This is a genomic window from Fundicoccus sp. Sow4_H7, from assembly GCF_052115865.1.
Taxonomy (GTDB): domain Bacteria; phylum Bacillota; class Bacilli; order Lactobacillales; family Aerococcaceae; genus Fundicoccus_A.
Genome location: NZ_JBQKME010000005.1, coordinates 42,119 through 57,507, shown reverse-complemented (window position 1 = coordinate 57,507; position 15,389 = coordinate 42,119). Strand labels below are relative to the sequence as shown.

At 34.2% G+C, this 15,389-nt stretch carries 19 protein-coding genes; 1 reads left to right on the top strand and 18 read right to left on the bottom strand.

Annotated elements, in window-relative coordinates:
- Window positions 1-20 precede the first annotated feature (20 nt).
- The 18 genes from gap to ACTQ54_RS06355 all read right to left on the bottom strand — a co-directional run bounded on the left by gap (window position 21) and on the right by ACTQ54_RS06355 (window position 14,781).
- Window positions 21-1,028 carry a type I glyceraldehyde-3-phosphate dehydrogenase gene (gap, locus tag ACTQ54_RS06440; RefSeq protein WP_441755313.1) on the bottom strand — a complete coding sequence of 336 codons (1,008 nt, stop codon included), beginning with the start codon at window positions 1,026-1,028 and terminating at the stop codon, window positions 21-23.
- Window positions 1,029-1,057: 29 nt separating this feature from the next.
- Window positions 1,058-2,104 carry a sugar-binding transcriptional regulator gene (locus tag ACTQ54_RS06435; protein ID WP_441755312.1) on the bottom strand — a complete coding sequence of 349 codons (1,047 nt, stop codon included), beginning with the start codon at window positions 2,102-2,104 and terminating at the stop codon, window positions 1,058-1,060.
- 316 nt (window positions 2,105-2,420) lie between these two features.
- Entirely contained in the window at window positions 2,421-3,017 is a 597-nt protein-coding gene (clpP, locus tag ACTQ54_RS06430) for an ATP-dependent Clp endopeptidase proteolytic subunit ClpP (protein ID WP_441755311.1), read from the bottom strand.
- A gap of 124 nt (window positions 3,018-3,141) precedes the next feature.
- Window positions 3,142-3,321 carry a 50S ribosomal protein L32 gene (gene rpmF, locus ACTQ54_RS06425; protein WP_441755310.1) on the bottom strand — a complete coding sequence of 60 codons (180 nt, stop codon included), beginning with the start codon at window positions 3,319-3,321 and terminating at the stop codon, window positions 3,142-3,144.
- 35 nt (window positions 3,322-3,356) lie between these two features.
- Window positions 3,357-3,908, bottom strand: coding sequence for a YceD family protein (locus ACTQ54_RS06420; RefSeq protein WP_441755309.1), 552 nt, complete (start codon window positions 3,906-3,908; stop codon window positions 3,357-3,359).
- A gap of 68 nt (window positions 3,909-3,976) precedes the next feature.
- Entirely contained in the window at window positions 3,977-5,137 is a 1,161-nt protein-coding gene (locus ACTQ54_RS06415; RefSeq protein ID WP_441755418.1) for a tRNA(Met) cytidine acetate ligase, read from the bottom strand.
- 26 nt (window positions 5,138-5,163) lie between these two features.
- Window positions 5,164-5,907 (bottom strand): class I SAM-dependent DNA methyltransferase, encoded by a 744-nt coding sequence (locus ACTQ54_RS06410; protein WP_441755308.1) that lies wholly within the window; start codon window positions 5,905-5,907, stop codon window positions 5,164-5,166.
- Window positions 5,904-6,299, bottom strand: coding sequence for a ribosome silencing factor (rsfS, locus tag ACTQ54_RS06405; RefSeq protein WP_441755307.1), 396 nt, complete (start codon window positions 6,297-6,299; stop codon window positions 5,904-5,906). Before rsfS ends, ACTQ54_RS06410 begins: the two co-directional genes overlap by 4 nt.
- Window positions 6,278-6,865: a bis(5'-nucleosyl)-tetraphosphatase (symmetrical) YqeK gene (gene yqeK, locus ACTQ54_RS06400; RefSeq protein ID WP_441755306.1), complete on the bottom strand. Its 588-nt coding sequence runs from the start codon at window positions 6,863-6,865 to the stop codon at window positions 6,278-6,280. Before yqeK ends, rsfS begins: the two co-directional genes overlap by 22 nt.
- Window positions 6,866-6,878: 13 nt before the next feature.
- Entirely contained in the window at window positions 6,879-7,553 is a 675-nt protein-coding gene (locus ACTQ54_RS06395; protein WP_441755305.1) for a nicotinate-nucleotide adenylyltransferase, read from the bottom strand.
- Window positions 7,554-7,563: 10 nt separating this feature from the next.
- On the bottom strand, window positions 7,564-7,878 hold the full coding sequence (locus ACTQ54_RS06390) for a YhbY family RNA-binding protein (protein WP_441755304.1): 315 nt from the start codon (window positions 7,876-7,878) through the stop codon (window positions 7,564-7,566).
- A 32-nt stretch (window positions 7,879-7,910) separates the two neighbouring features.
- A complete protein-coding gene (gene yqeH / locus ACTQ54_RS06385; RefSeq protein WP_441755303.1) occupies window positions 7,911-9,020 on the bottom strand; it encodes a ribosome biogenesis GTPase YqeH in 1,110 nt (369 codons plus the stop codon).
- Window positions 9,013-9,540, bottom strand: coding sequence for a YqeG family HAD IIIA-type phosphatase (locus tag ACTQ54_RS06380; RefSeq protein ID WP_441755302.1), 528 nt, complete (start codon window positions 9,538-9,540; stop codon window positions 9,013-9,015). Before ACTQ54_RS06380 ends, yqeH begins: the two co-directional genes overlap by 8 nt.
- Window positions 9,541-9,844: 304 nt before the next feature.
- Entirely contained in the window at window positions 9,845-10,072 is a 228-nt protein-coding gene (locus tag ACTQ54_RS06375; RefSeq protein WP_441755301.1) for a YkuJ family protein, read from the bottom strand.
- A 234-nt stretch (window positions 10,073-10,306) separates the two neighbouring features.
- Entirely contained in the window at window positions 10,307-11,182 is an 876-nt protein-coding gene (locus ACTQ54_RS06370; protein WP_441755417.1) for an NAD(P)-dependent oxidoreductase, read from the bottom strand.
- Window positions 11,169-12,386: a glycosyltransferase family 4 protein gene (locus ACTQ54_RS06365; RefSeq protein WP_441755300.1), complete on the bottom strand. Its 1,218-nt coding sequence runs from the start codon at window positions 12,384-12,386 to the stop codon at window positions 11,169-11,171. Before ACTQ54_RS06365 ends, ACTQ54_RS06370 begins: the two co-directional genes overlap by 14 nt.
- A 392-nt stretch (window positions 12,387-12,778) precedes the next feature.
- Window positions 12,779-14,512: a phosphoenolpyruvate--protein phosphotransferase gene (gene ptsP, locus ACTQ54_RS06360; RefSeq protein ID WP_441755299.1), complete on the bottom strand. Its 1,734-nt coding sequence runs from the start codon at window positions 14,510-14,512 to the stop codon at window positions 12,779-12,781.
- 2 nt (window positions 14,513-14,514) lie between these two features.
- Window positions 14,515-14,781, bottom strand: coding sequence for a phosphocarrier protein HPr (locus ACTQ54_RS06355; RefSeq protein ID WP_313793694.1), 267 nt, complete (start codon window positions 14,779-14,781; stop codon window positions 14,515-14,517).
- Window positions 14,782-15,053: 272 nt separating this feature from the next.
- On the opposite strand from ACTQ54_RS06355, the gene ACTQ54_RS06350 reads away from it, so the two are divergent.
- Window positions 15,054-15,332 carry a DUF1827 family protein gene (locus tag ACTQ54_RS06350; protein ID WP_441755298.1) on the top strand — a complete coding sequence of 93 codons (279 nt, stop codon included), beginning with the start codon at window positions 15,054-15,056 and terminating at the stop codon, window positions 15,330-15,332.
- The last annotated feature ends 57 nt before the right edge of the window (window positions 15,333-15,389 follow it).

The following is a 15,389-nucleotide window of genomic DNA, read 5'->3' as shown; positions in this document are numbered from 1 at the left end:
ACGCTATACTTTAAATCAAATTATAATTTAGCGAAGTATTCTAATGTACGAACCATGTTTCCTACGAAACCAGCTTCGTTATCATACCATGCAACAGTTTTAACTAATTGTGTTCCATCGCTAGCTGCTTGAACTTCTGTTAAAGTAGCATCAAAGATAGAACCTGCATGTGTAGAAATAATATCAGATGAAACAATATCATCTTCGTTGTATAAGAATGAATCACTTGATGCTGCTTTCATAGCTGCATTAATTTCTTCTACAGTAGCTTCTTTTTCTAATAATGTATAGAAAATTGTATGTGATCCAGTAATTGTAGGAATTCTTAATGAAGAACCATCTAATAAACCATTAAGTTCTGGAATTACTTTACCAATTGCTTTAGCTGCACCAGTTGAAGATGGGATAATGTTTTGAGCAGCTGCACGTCCACCACGGAAGTCTTTTCTGCTTGGTCCATCTTGTAATACTTGTGTTGCTGTATAAGCGTGAACAGTTACCATGTTACCAACTTTAATTCCATAGTTATCGTGTAATACTTTAACTACTGGAGCTAAACTGTTAGTTGTACATGAAGCTGCTGAAATAATTGTATCTTCAGAGTCAAGAATATCTTCGTTAACACCGAAAACAACAGTTTTTGTTTCAGCACTTTTTGCAGGAGCAGAAATTAATACACGTTTTGCACCAGCATTAATGTGTGCTTGAGATTGTTCAGCAGAAGTATAGAAACCAGTACATTCTAAAACGATATCTACTTCTAATTCACCCCATGGTAAATTGTTAGCATCTTTTTCTGCATAAACTTTGATATTTTTTCCATCTACTACAAAGCCTTCTTCGTTTACTTCAACATCATATGGAAAACGACCGTGAGCAGTATCGTATTTAAGTAAGTATGCTAAGTTCTCGCTATCTGTTAAGTCGTTAACTGCAACTACCTCTAAATCTGAATCTGTTTCTAGAATACGACGAAATACTAAACGTCCGATACGTCCAAAACCGTTAATACCAACTTTTACTGTCATAAGATGACATCCTCCTAAAGATTTTTATTTTAACGGGCATTCAACCCACTTAAAACCATTTTTGCAAGACCTTCGTCACAAATTAACAATCCGTGAGCTTGAGTCATTTTATAAAAAGCAATGAGCGCTTCTGCTTTTGTACTACCTGCTACAATCGTCATAAGATTCGGAATTGTACTCAAGTCCTCCATTTGTATTCCTACTCGTGGAAGCCTTAAAATTATTTCTCCATCTCTATTATAGAATATTCCGAAAGCTTCGCCAACTGCTTTCTTTTCAATTAAGAAATTAATTTGTTCTTTCGAAATATCTCTTCTTTTCGCCATAACATTAGCAGTTCCAACACTTAATAACAAGGTATTTGCTTGTTTACTCATTTGAACCGCTCGACGAATCGATGTATCAGATAATAAAAGCTCATACATTTTTTGATCGATACCTTCTGGAATAAATAAAGGGACATATTTTGCATTTGATTGTTGTGACATGACGCCACCCACCGAATTAGATTGAATATGGAATGAACCACCAACTCCACCCCGAGCAGGCACAAAAGTAATATCATGCTCTTTGGTTAAGTCAGGTGTGAAATTTTCACCAATTCTAGCAAGTGTAGATCCTCCAGTTACCGCGATAACATTTCGTTCCGATGGATTTAAAATATCAACTAAGACATCTTGAACAATTTTGCTAATTGCAGTATAAACATCATCATCTTTTTCTGCATCACCCGGAACGATATAGCAATGGTCTAAACCTAACAATTTAACTAACTGTTGTTCTTCGTGATATAATGGATGATGATTGATAAAATCATTTTCTAATTCTGTTAGCATCCTCAAACCTAAAGAAGTGATTTGGATACCTTTAGAACTAATATCAACTAAATTTTGTTGTCTAAGTACGTCAAGTGTTGTTCTTAAACTACGTTCAGTCAAATCAAGTTTTTCAGCTAATCGTTTACGTCCTATCCGACTATCCAATTGTTTTAGTTGATGTAAAATTTGTAAACGTTGTTCTAACAACTCTTCCAGTTCAGGCATAATTATTTTTATCATTGAAAGTACATCATGCAAATTTGACCCTCCTAATTGGACATTTATCGACCAATCGGCAAATGACAAAAAATTTATTTTTGAAATGTAAAGGAAAAGTAAAACTTCTTCATTACGTATACATTGTAACATTAAATATAATAGGGTGCAAACAATATAGCATCGAATTTGGATATAAGAATTTTATCAACACCTGGACTTTTTTCGCCCACTATCCCTACGGCAAAAAAAATCCGAACCATCTTAATAGCACTAAGAACCGCCTGCGTAAATTACTTTTATAGCAATTATCGATTCCTCTATTAGATAGTTCGGATTGACTTATATTGAAGTAGGGTTACTTACCTAATTGAGAGTTTTTCTCCATAATTTCATCAATGATCCCATACTCTTTAGCTTGTTCAGCTGTCATAAAGTTATCGCGATCGGTATCTTTCTCGATGACTTCAAGTGGTTGTCCTGTACGTTCTGCTAAAATATTATTTAAACGATCTCGTGTTGCTAAAATATGTCGAGCAGCAATTTCAATTTCAGTTGCTTGTCCTTGAGCACCACCTAGAGGTTGGTGAATCATAATTTCAGAATTTGGCAAAGCAAAACGTTTACCTTTCGTACCAGCAGTTAATAAGAATGAACCCATAGATGCAGCTAAACCAATAACAATTGTTTGCACATCAGCATTGATAAAGTTCATCGTATCATAAATAGCTAACCCAGCTGTGACACTTCCTCCTGGAGAATTAATATATAAATAAATATCTTTCTCTGGATCTTGCGCTTCTAAGAATAACAATTGTGCAATAACACTGTTGGCAACATTGTCATCAATTGGACCACTTAGCATAATAATACGGTCAATTAATAAACGTGAATAAATATCATATGCACGTTCACCTCTTGCAGATTGTTCAATTACTGTAGGAACTAAATTCATATAACTTCCTCCTTATAAAATCAATTCTTTGTTAGTATACCTCATTGGTCAAAAAAGGTCAACATTTTAGTTTTGACCTTTAAAATAAATAAAAAAATCGAAGACTAAGCTTCGATTTTAATCATTATTCTGCTACTTCAATTACTTCTTTGTTTTTGTAATAACCACATGATGGGCAAACGCGGTGGCTTAATTTTAACTCACCACATTCAGGACAATTATTCAATCCTGGAACTTCTAATTTAAAATGTGTACGACGTTTTCTTTTGCTAGCTTTGGATGTTTTTCTTTTTGGTACTGCCATTTTTTACACCTCCTGGTCTTTATTAGAAGAAGTTACTATTCTTCTTCGTTCAATTCGTTATATAGGGATTGTAATCCAGCAAAACGCTCATCAATTTTTTGATTAGCTTCTTCATTTTGCTGTTTTTTATAATCATCTTCTGTAATTACTGCCCAATCTTTGCCTTTTGGCAAATCATGATTTTCTTCATCAGCTGCAATCACCCGCATTGGTAAATTAATCAATACAGTATCAATAACAGCAGAATCAAGGTCAATGTAATCATGCTCAAGTACAATGGTTGTTTCTTCATAGTCTTGAAGATTTGTGTCATAGTCTGGATACACATATCTTTCCATAATTGGAATTGTCAATTGTAAAGGCACCGGCTCTAAACTGCGTGTTGAAGGCAGCGTAATATTAACAAGTGCTTGACACTGTAAGATGACCTCTCTATCAATTGCAGATAAATACCCTTTTACTTGAACAGGTTCAAGATCTATAACGGACTTATCACGTGCTTGGATAGCTTCAGTTATATTGAGAAATTCATCAAAACTCAAGATTCCTTCCGGAGCTTCTTGAATTTGTCGAATCGTCCATTTCATTTAATCACCTCTAAAACGACAAATTGAATTATACGCAAATTTTGCTTTTATGTCAATTGTTCTTGGTCTTATTTTTTTATATATAGTAAGGTTTGGTAATTTTGTTCGCGGACCTGATGATTGGGATTTAACGCATAGACTAAATCTGCTCTTAAATTTCCAAAATAAGCTTTAGATTTATTTTCATATATTTTTGTATGAAAATCTATTTTATTTTGTTTTAAATAATTTAAATATCGCTGCCCTTGTTCATTAAAGCCTAAAATACGGTAGAATGGTTGATTTTGAAAAGCCTTTTGATAGCTTTCCCATTCTACTTTACTTATATTTAATAAAACAGCCATTAAGATACGCTGTATAGATGACGTCGTCCAGCGTTTTGATGTCAACGAACGCATTAAATCATCGATACTTTCAGAAAGTTTAATTTCATTGATTAATCGATTTTCAAATCCTTCACGCATATGCAACATCTGACTTAATTCAAGCGATGTTTTTGACAAAACGGCATATTTTAACAAAGACCAATAATCGTCCCATTTAATCGTTGGGCCATTTAATAAGGCATCATAAGTCATTTGTGGTAGATCATTTCGCTCTAATGCTTGATTAAACCATTTAGAACGGATTTGGCTCCCACTTAAAAGTAAAGTATGATGATTATTTTCTTTCAATCGAGGGATTGCTATAGCTTGCATAGCTGTGTCTAATTTTTGATTATATATTAAATACTGAATCGCTAAAATATGATTCGATGAACTTGGATTAAAATCAACAACAACGTCTTCCATCAATGCTTCTGTTGCCATTTGAATGGCAGCTGCATAGCTATAACCCTGGGAAATCAAATTAGGAATCGCTTCATCAATCCGATCTTGATTTCTTATTAAAGATTCAACGTAAGTTTGTAACTGATTTGTATGGGCAGTTTCTGTGCCAAAAGCAAAGGTATTTACTTTAAAGTGGTTGAGGGCTTGAATACCATAATGGGCAAAATAGTCGGCTGCTTGTAAACTTGCTAACAAGGGTAACTCGATGACTAAATCAGCTCCGGACTCAATCGCTAATTCTGCCCTTTTCCATTTATCAATAATAGCAAATTCGCCTCTTTGAACAACATTGCCACTCATAGCAACGATAACTACTTCTGCATTAGTTTGCATTTTCATTTGTTGAAGCTGGTAGGCATGTCCCAAGTGAAAAGGATTATATTCTGTGATGACACCGATACTTTTAATGACTAATCACCTACTTACTATTTGCTTGCTACAAAAAACCAACGATTAGGACTAGGATGGTTTGCTGGATCATACTCTTCTTCCCCATATTCGACAAATACTTCAATATTTGAGAAACCTGCTAATTTCAAAGCATTTTTATATTCTTTAAGTGTATAGGTTTTTTCAACTAAGAATGTTTCGTTACGTTCATAATTGGAACTACCGTTGATTTGAGATAAAACCGTTAAATGATGATCTACTTTTAATTCCTTAGGAAAAGTCGTGCTTTTCCATGTTAAAACAGCTGATTCATCTTGATCAAAATAATTAAAATCATCAAAGCCTTCCGTTATTTGATAAGGGGTCCAAACATCAAACAATAACAAACCATCTTTGTTTAAGTGTTGAGACATTTGTTTAAAAGCTTGTTGAACTTGGTCAAGGTTATCTAAGAAACAAAGAGTATCCGCAAAACAGGTTATCAAATCAAAGTCATTTGCAAGTGGACTTAAATCAAGCATGTCAGCTTCTTTAAAAACCAAATTCTCTATAGAATAAGCTGCTTTTGCTTGTCTTAGCATTTCTGAATCGATATCCACTCCTATTATTTGACCACTCAAAGGTGCTAATAATTGTGTAAAATAACCTGTACCGCATCCAAGATCTAATATCTTCATACCTGGTCCATCCAGATAATCTATTGTAAAATCTAACCAATCATCATAAACAGCTAAATTGTTAAAGCGATTATAAACATCAGCTATTTTCGAAAAACTCATTGTGGTGTTATCCAATCTGTTAAGTTAACTAATGGGGCATCTTGCCAAACTTTCTCAAGATTATAATGCATGCGCTCACTGTGGTAGAACACATGGATGACAATATCGTTTAAGTCGATGAGTACCCATTTACCACCATCTTTTCCTTCAATGTTTTTAATAGGAAAACTATTTTCTTCAGCTGCATCTTTTATTGCTTCAACGATAGCATCTAACTGTCTGTCGTTACTTGCATGCGTTACAATAAAATAATCCGCTAAAGGTGTCAGTTCCTTAACATCTAATGCAACGATGTCTTGGCCAAAGCGATCATCAATGGCTTTAACAAATAATTCTAATTTTTCTTCGACTAATTTAATATTAATTCCTCCTAATTTTTTGAAATCCAGCAATTGTAAATATCAATTGTTGGTAAAAAGATACTTTGCTCTTTATCAATTAAATGTTTAATGGTTGCTGACATTTTAAACGTTACAGCAGCATCTAAATCATTTTCAGCAAGTTTTCTAGCTTTTTTTACACCAGGAAAGTCTCTGCCAGGTTCGATGTAGTCTGCTAAATAAAGAATCTTAAACAACTGGTCCATCTCAAACCATCCAATTGTGTGTCCAGCGACAGCTGTGAGGACACTCTTATCCTTTACATTAAAATGATCTTGGGCAATTTGGGCTGCTGCAAATCCATGCCAGATTTCATCCGAACTAGCTTCTAATAAAGGCTCATTCCAATATTGTCTTGCTAATTCACGCATTACTTGTGATTCCAAATCTTTTGAAAAATCATGTAATAAAGCAGCAATCGAAGCTTTTTCTTGATCAACACCATATCTTTCAGCTAAAGTCATAATTGTTTCTTCAACACGTAAAATATGATTGAACCTTTTTGTCTTTACGACATCTTTTAATTGATCAAGAAGTTCATCCCGACTACAATTGATAAGATTTTGTGTGTATTCCATCTCTAACCTCAATCTATTGTTCCATATATAAGCGATGTTTCATAATATACTCTTCAACTGCAAGAGGCACTTGATAACGAATCGATTGTTCTAAATACACCCTTAAACGTATTTCGGTTGATGATAAGTCTACTAAGGGTGAGTCAACCCAAATAACAGAATAAGGCGTATCATAAGGCCGTGATCCAAGACGTCTTACCCCAACAAATTGCACCAGTTGGTTTAATTCATCAATTTCACGCCAAGTCGTCAAGTCATTCACACTATCGCCACCGATGATGAAATAAAAGTCGGATAATGGATACTCCTCTATAAAATGTCGCATGGTGTCAACAGTATAATTGATTCCACCTTTATTCACTTCATATGGTTGTAGCTTAAAAAGCGGATTGCCGTCAATTGCTTTTTGCACCATTTGCAGCCTATGTTGAGCAGCAATCGTCTTTTTCCCAGGAGCATGTGGCGGCTTAGCCGTAGGCATAAACCAGATTTCATCTAATTCAAGTTGATTTCCAACTTGTTCCGCCATTAATAAATGCCCCATATGGGGAGGATTAAATGTACCACCAAGAATACCTATACGATTTCGATCATATTTCGAAGGTTGCTTTGCTTCTTGAGAAAATGTCAATACATCAAAGACTTCATCCAATGAAGCAAAAATTTGAATTTTAGTCTCAAGTGCCATGTTAATCCTCCTAAACTAAATTATGTACTTCTTGACTAATCTTCTGATGCTTATCTTTTAATGCTTCTCTATATAAAATTGCCGTATTACCAATTGTTTGCACAATGGTAGCATTAGTTCTTTCAGCTATTTCAGAACTAACATCTTCTAAATCTTCATCACTATTTTGTAAGATAACAAATTTGATTAATTCACGTTTTTCTAATGCTGCATCTATTTGTTCAATAAATACATCTGTTAGCCCTAATTTACCTAATTGAAATAAAGGCTTTTCTTTATGTGATAATTTTCTTAAGTATTTTAATTGCGCTTTATTTAGTTCCACGCTTTTTCCTCCTATACGATTTACCCTTTCACTTAAATGATAGACTCACGGATGGATATACCAACACCTTTTGGAATCCATAATACAATCTCAACATCTTGATTGACTGTAAACCAACCTAAACCAGAAATTGCTATATCTTGGTCAGCTTTTAGTTGAATGGTTCTCGGACTTAATGTACCAAATGAATCAACATTTTCTTTGAACGGAGGTTGTAACAATTCACCAATATGTGCTTGATAAAATCCATCTGCATTTTCCGTTTTAGTTCGATGTAAGTACATATCGTTTGAAACATAAAATGTAAAAGAAGTTCTTTCACCTTTATTAAAATCTACTCTTGCAATTCCGCCAATAAATATTGTTTGATTTGGATTCAATTGAAAGGTTGTTGGTTTCATTAACTTACTTGGCAATACCATTTTTAGTTCTTCGCGGTTTAAATGCAGTCCTAATTGAGTGCGATGAATGATACCAGGAGTATCAATAATGGCATATTGTTCATTAACAGGCACCCTAATCATATCTAATGTCGTTCCAGGATGGTTAGATGTCGTTATGACTTCTTTTTCTCCTCCATAGTAGGCAATTAAATTATTTATTAGTGTCGATTTACCCACATTAGTAACCCCAACTATATATACATTGCGGTGTTTACTTTCTTTTTCAATCACCGTTCTTAGAGCAGCTAATGTATGGTTTTTACTGGCGCTTCCTAAGATAACATCATTAGGAAACAGTCCGTTCTCTTTTAAAATACGACGAATCCAATGCTCAACGCGCTTTAAATTAGTTGATTTAGGTAATAAATCAACTTTATTAACAAAAACGATAAAAGGCTGATTGCCAATAAAGCGTGGTAAACCATGGATTAAACTACCTTCGACATCAAAAATATCAATAATACTCACCACAAAGGCTTTATCTTCTGCAATCTCACTTAATCGATTTAAAAAGACATCATCTGAAATATTAAGATCTTTTAGTTCATTATAATGACGCAGTCTAAAGCAGCGTTGGCAATATAACGTTCCTTTTTCTAATCCTTTTCTTAAAGCAGATTCAGGTAGATAGCCTGCTTCATCTACTTCTGTTGTCTGAATAATTGCTCCACAACCTACACATTGTATCATTTCAGTCATCTAATGTTACTCCCCAATCCGCATGTCGATCAATTCCAACAAACTTAAATATAACTTTTTCTAAAACACGATTTAATTTAGTATATATAATGTCATTCGCTGCAATCGGACGAACCAAAATGGCATCTAAGCCAAATCTTTTAGCTCCAAAGACATCAGTTAATAACTGATCACCAATGACAACTATTTCATCATTGGGAACAGCTAAATAATCTACAGCTTGTTTAAAACTCTTTAAAAAAGGTTTCATTGCATTTGCAGCAAATTGAATTTTTAATGGTTCTGCGACCTTCGCAACCCGATGAAGTTTATTATTAGATAAAATATAAACTTTAATGCCGTCTTGAACCAAATCTTCCAACCATTCAGCCATTTGTTGCGTGTGTTCTTCTTGATCCCACGCCAGTAATGTATTATCAAGATCGACAATTATCGCACGATAACCGCGTTCCAACAAAGCTTCCGCTGTGATAAAATAGATGGAATTTATTTTCCAATCCGGTGTAAAATACTTCTTCATTTGTCCTCCTGGAGAATAGAAACACAGTTCTAATTTTAGAATGATTAGCTGCATATCTATGAACCTTTAGATTCAGTTAATTTTAATAGTTCTATTATAGCACAGTATGTTTAAAATATTGAATGTCTTTGTCTAGTCAATAACAAAAAACCGAACTTTTAAAAGAGTGGTAAACTCGAACCAATAGCCATTATTAAGAGCCAAGGGCAGATTCCACTATTTTAAAAATTCGGCTTTTTAGCAATTAAGTTATGTTTGCCTAACATTCTCAATCCCTCTAATAAATACTATTCACTGCTTGTGATTAACCAAGTAATTCGTATATCTCAATTGCAACTAAATCGAGATCATCAAATTGAAAGACACCACTCGTTTCACTATCAGTTAATTCAAACATATCAGTAGAGTTATCATATGAGACTTGGCATTTTTCAACACCATCAATTTCAAATCGACGAACTTCAAAGTCATTATCTGTAGTCGTCATAGCTTCTAAACGTTGAATAATATTAATCAATACAGATGGTTTCATAAGAAAATCCTTTCTATCTTAGAATAATCGAAAAATAAATTTCGATAGGTATTTTTCTTATAGTATAGTATCAAAATACAGCGAAATTGCAAGTTAACCAACTTAAAAAATCAAAAAATAAATCTAGTTTTTCTTAATCCCTCATTAATAAATAACTAAATAAAAATCGGCAGAATAAACTCTACTACAAAAAGAGTCTATCTGCCGATTTTTAATAATATCTTTTTCAGTTTATTAATTTGATTCAGACAAAAACTTCATTAGCACCTGTGTCCCGTAATCCCCATATCCCTTATCGACTACTTGTTGATAAAAATCGGTAGCTAATTGGGTACCAGGTAATGTTAAGTTTTTAGCTTTTGCTTCATCTAAAGCAATTTTTAAGTCTTTTAAAAAATGTTTAGCGAAAAAGCCAGGAGAATAATCTTCTGTAAGAATACGTGGTCCATAACTGGCTAGAGAAAAATTAGCGGCTGCTCCTGAACCTAAAATCTCAATAACTTTTTCTTTATCTAGCCCCATCGTTTCCGCATACAATAGGGTTTCAACCATACCAACCATGGTGCTGGCAATCATTATTTGATTAGCCATTTTTGTATGTTGCCCACTGCCCGCTTCGCCCATATAAGTCACTTTTCCACTAAATACACTTAAAATTTGACTAGCTTTTTCAAAAGTTGTTTCATTTCCACCGACCATTGTCGTCAAGCGCGCTTCTTTTGCACCAATATCACCTCCGGACACGGGCGCATCCAAGGTTTCAACACCGATTGTTTGTCCAAAATCAAATATCTTTTTTGCTAAGCTTGGTGTCGATGTTGTTAAATCAATAAAAACTTGTCCTTTTTTCGCAACGCTAAATAATCCTTGTTCAGAAAAATAGACTTCTTCGACATCTTGTGGATAACCAACGATTGTTAAGACATAATCTGTTCTAGCAGCAATCTCAGCTGGAGTATCTTGCCACTTTGCACCATATGCAACTAACTCATCGGCTTTTTGTTTCGTACGATTATAGACGTGAACTTCATGACCTGCACTCAGTAAATGCCGCGCCATTTCTTTTCCCATGACACCTAGCCCAATAAATCCAATTTTACTCACCCTTATTTCCCCCTCCTATGACAACATCATGAATCAGTTCTTTCATAGAATTATAAAGTTTATCAAACATTGTATGGTCTTGTTGCAAATAATTTAAAATGGTTTGATGGTAAAATGTTTCTACTTTTTCACCAAAATACTCGGATGAAATCTCAAAAAGTGAATGTGCTTCAATTTCCGGAATTATACCATTTGCTTTATCATCTAGATATTCTAAGACAACATCAGTTAAACTGTTCTCTTCATCAAATAAGGCTCCAAATTGAACACCTAGCATGATCGATTCCAAATATGAATTCCCACGAGCAACGATAGGAAGCTGATTAGCAAAAGACTCTAAGTACGTTAATCCTTGCGTTTCTGAATCACTAGCATTGATATATAAATCAGCTGCTTGATAAAATTTAGCCACTTGATTATGGCCCACTTCACCAACAAAACTTATCGCAGGACAATCTTCTGCCTGCTTTTTTAACTCTTCCCTTGCAGGACCATCACCTACAATTAATAATTTCGTTGCAGGATTTTCTAAATTGATTTCTTTAAATGAATCAATAACTTGATCGACATTTTTTTCTTTAGATAATCTACTTAAAGATAATAGAACAATATCGTTTTTGGAATAACCTAGTTGTTTGCGAAATTCTTGACGTCCGTAATAATCAAATTCTGGAATATCTACCCCCGTGGGAATCACAGCAATGGGTACTTTGATATCATAATCTCTTAATTTATTAGCCGTTATCGTACTTGGTGTGATCACACCTTGCGTTTTTTCACAAAACATCCGAGATAGGACTCGAACATGGCTTGCCTGAACAAGCTCACCATTAAAAATATAGTGTGTATATTTTTCATACATCGTATGATAGGTATGTACATTTGGTATTTTTAAACGACTTGCAATATACTTTCCTGCTAAGCCTAAACTGAATTCCGTATGGGTGTGAATAATATCTAAATCATATTCTCTAGCAATCTTTAAACAACGATCAAATCCTCGATAAGCAATTCTTCTGTCTTGAAAACTAACAAATGGAACACTCGGAATCCGAACGATACCAGCCTCCATTTTGGCATTAGGATCGGTTGTTGTAAAAATGATGACTTTATGTCCACGCTCCTCCAATTGATTACGAAGCGTTTGAATCGATGTAGCCACACCACTAACTTGAGGAAAATATGAATCTGTAAAGAATCCTATATTCATGAATACACCAACTATCTCTATTTATTAGTTCTATTATAAGTAAAATTTAATGAAATTTAAAGTCGAATCAACAAAAGGCACATGATTATTATCACTTTCCACCTAAAGTCGTAGTTTTTTTTGCAAAATAGTTGGGGATAAAAGAAAGTTTTCTGAGTGTCGTTTTGCAAACGGTTGACCTGCGTTCGGTTGAAATGCCAGTTTCATGCGAGCGGGCATTTGATTTACTAACTGACATTAAAAACTCACATTTTATTTTCCCCCATATACCCAAAGAACCCAAAATAAAGACAATAAAAAAACAGAAACCACTCATTCATAAATGAATTAGTGATTCCTGTCTTTTTTGGATAGCTGAAACCTTTTGTTCCAGACTCTTAACTTTTAACTTTCTAGTCTAAATTAGCTTTAGCTTCTTCAACTAATGCAATAACATCTTCAACAGTTTGACAATCATTGATCGCTTTGTCTGCTAATTCTTTCATCTTGTTAGTATCTAATTTTTTAATTAGACTACGTGTTTTTAAAATGCTTGAAGCACTCATAGAAAACTCATCTAAGCCTAGACCAACAAGTAAAGGAACTGCAGTTTGATCGCCAGCCATCTCACCACACATACCAGTCCATTTCCCTTCAGCATGAGCAGCGTCGATAACATTTTTGATTAATGTTAAAATTGCTGGGTTATATGGTTGGTATAAGTATGAAACGCGTTCGTTCATACGGTCAGCAGCCATTGTATATTGAATCAAGTCATTTGTGCCAATACTAAAGAAGTCAACTTCTTTAGCGAATTGCTTAGCTAAAACAGCAGCAGCGGGGATCTCAATCATAATACCTACTTGAATATCTTCCGAAACTGTCTGTCCTTCATTAAGTAATTCTTGTTTTGCTTCTTCTAAAACAGCTTTTGCTGCTCTAAATTCATTTAATGTTGCAATCATTGGAAACATAATACGTAATTTACCAGCTGTCGATGCACGTAATAGCGCACGAAGTTGAGTTTTAAACATTTCTTTTTGATCCAATGAAATACGGATTGCACGATAGCCTAAAAATGGGTTCATCTCTTCAGGTAATTGTAAGTATGGCAATTCTTTATCGCCACCAATGTCCATCGTACGTACCACCACTGGCTTGCCTGCCATCTTCTCTAAAACAGATTTGTAAGCTTCATATTGCTCATCTTCAGTTGGAAAATCTTTAGAGTCCATATATAAGAATTCTGTTCGATATAATCCAACAGCTTCTGCTCCATTTTCGACGGCTCCATCAGCATCTTTAGGTGTACCAATATTGGCCCCCACTTCAAAGTGGACACCATCTTTACTAATGGTAGGCTCAGAAACTAATTTTGCCCATTCAGCTTTTTGAGCTGTATACGCATTTGCACGTTCTTGATATTCTGCAATTTCTTCTTCTGTTGGGTCCACTAAGATGACACCTTCAAGGGCATCAACAATTAGTAAATCTCCATCTTTTACTTGGTCTGTAATAGATTGTGTTCCAACAACCGCAGGAATTTCTAACGAACGAGCCATAATCGCTGAGTGTGAAGTTCTTCCGCCAATATTTGTTACAAATGCTTTTACATAACGTTTGTTTAATTGAGCTGTATCACTTGGTGTTAAATCGTCTGCAATAATGATAACTTCTTCAGAAATTGTAGCAGGATTTGGCAAACTTACTCCTAATAAAGCTGCAAGAATACGATCCGATACATCACGAATATCCGCCGCACGTTCTTGCATATATGGATTATCCACCATGCTTTCAAACATAGTAACAAATAAATTCGCTACCTCACTTAAAGCTGATTCTGCATTTACTTTTTCTTCTGTAATCTTAGCTTCGATTTGACCTTTAAATTCAGGATCATCTAATACTAACAAATGTGCTTCAAATACTTGAGCTTCTTCTTGACCTAAGGATTGTAAAGCAATTTGATGAATTTTTATAATTTGACCTTGAGCAACTTCGATAGCATCGGCAAGACGATTAATCTCTTGTTCACTATCTTCTACGGTTACTCGTTTAAATTCTAAATTTGGTTCCGTCAATAAATAAGCAGGAGCAATGGCAATGCCATCGCTCGCTGCTGTACCTAATATTTTAAATTTAGCCATGATTACTCAGCTAAACCTTCATTTTTCATTGTTTCTGTAACTGCTTCAATCGCTTCTTTTTCGTCAGAACCATCTGCTGTAATAACAACATCAGCACCTTGGCCAACACCTAAAGACATAACTCCCATGATTGATTTTAAGTTTACTGATTTACCTTTGTATTCTAAATTTAAATCAGATGAAAACTTACTTGCAGTTTGTACTAATAAAGTAGCTGGACGTGCATGAATACCTGTTTCGGCTGCAACTTTAAATTCTCTTTTCTCCATAATCAATTGACCCCTTTTACAATGTATTAAGGATTTAATTTTTGATAAATCCTTTCCTATAAAGAATACCATTTTTTTTACGATTCAACAAGATTAAACCTTAATTTAATCAAGTTTTTGCAATTTTTACTCTTTTTTGTAAAGCGTTACCATTTTTTAAAGAAAATTTCTGCTGATAACTATAATTACTAAAAAGAAAGGCGTATAATAAATATATAAATTATTTCACTAAAAACACATTATTAATCTTGGATTTGAGAAAGGAGTTATTTATGAAAATTATCGATGTTACCAATAACCATTTTGATTTAGTCAACAATCAGTTAGAAAATACCGATGCATATCATGTTAAAGTGTATTCGATAGGTGGAACAACCGTTATTCATACTCAAGCAGCAACACATCAAAATATTATTTTAGTGAATAGAGTCCGTAAAATTCACGATCGTGAGATAGATTTTACGATTGAATTTCTCTTCAACCTTACATCACGCGATAATTTAGAAATTCTCTATGGTCATAACTTTGTAGAAATTGAAGCAAAAGTCTAATATCAACTAAAAAACCGAATTTTAAAATGATAAAAGCGTCAGCTACAAAAGCTATGA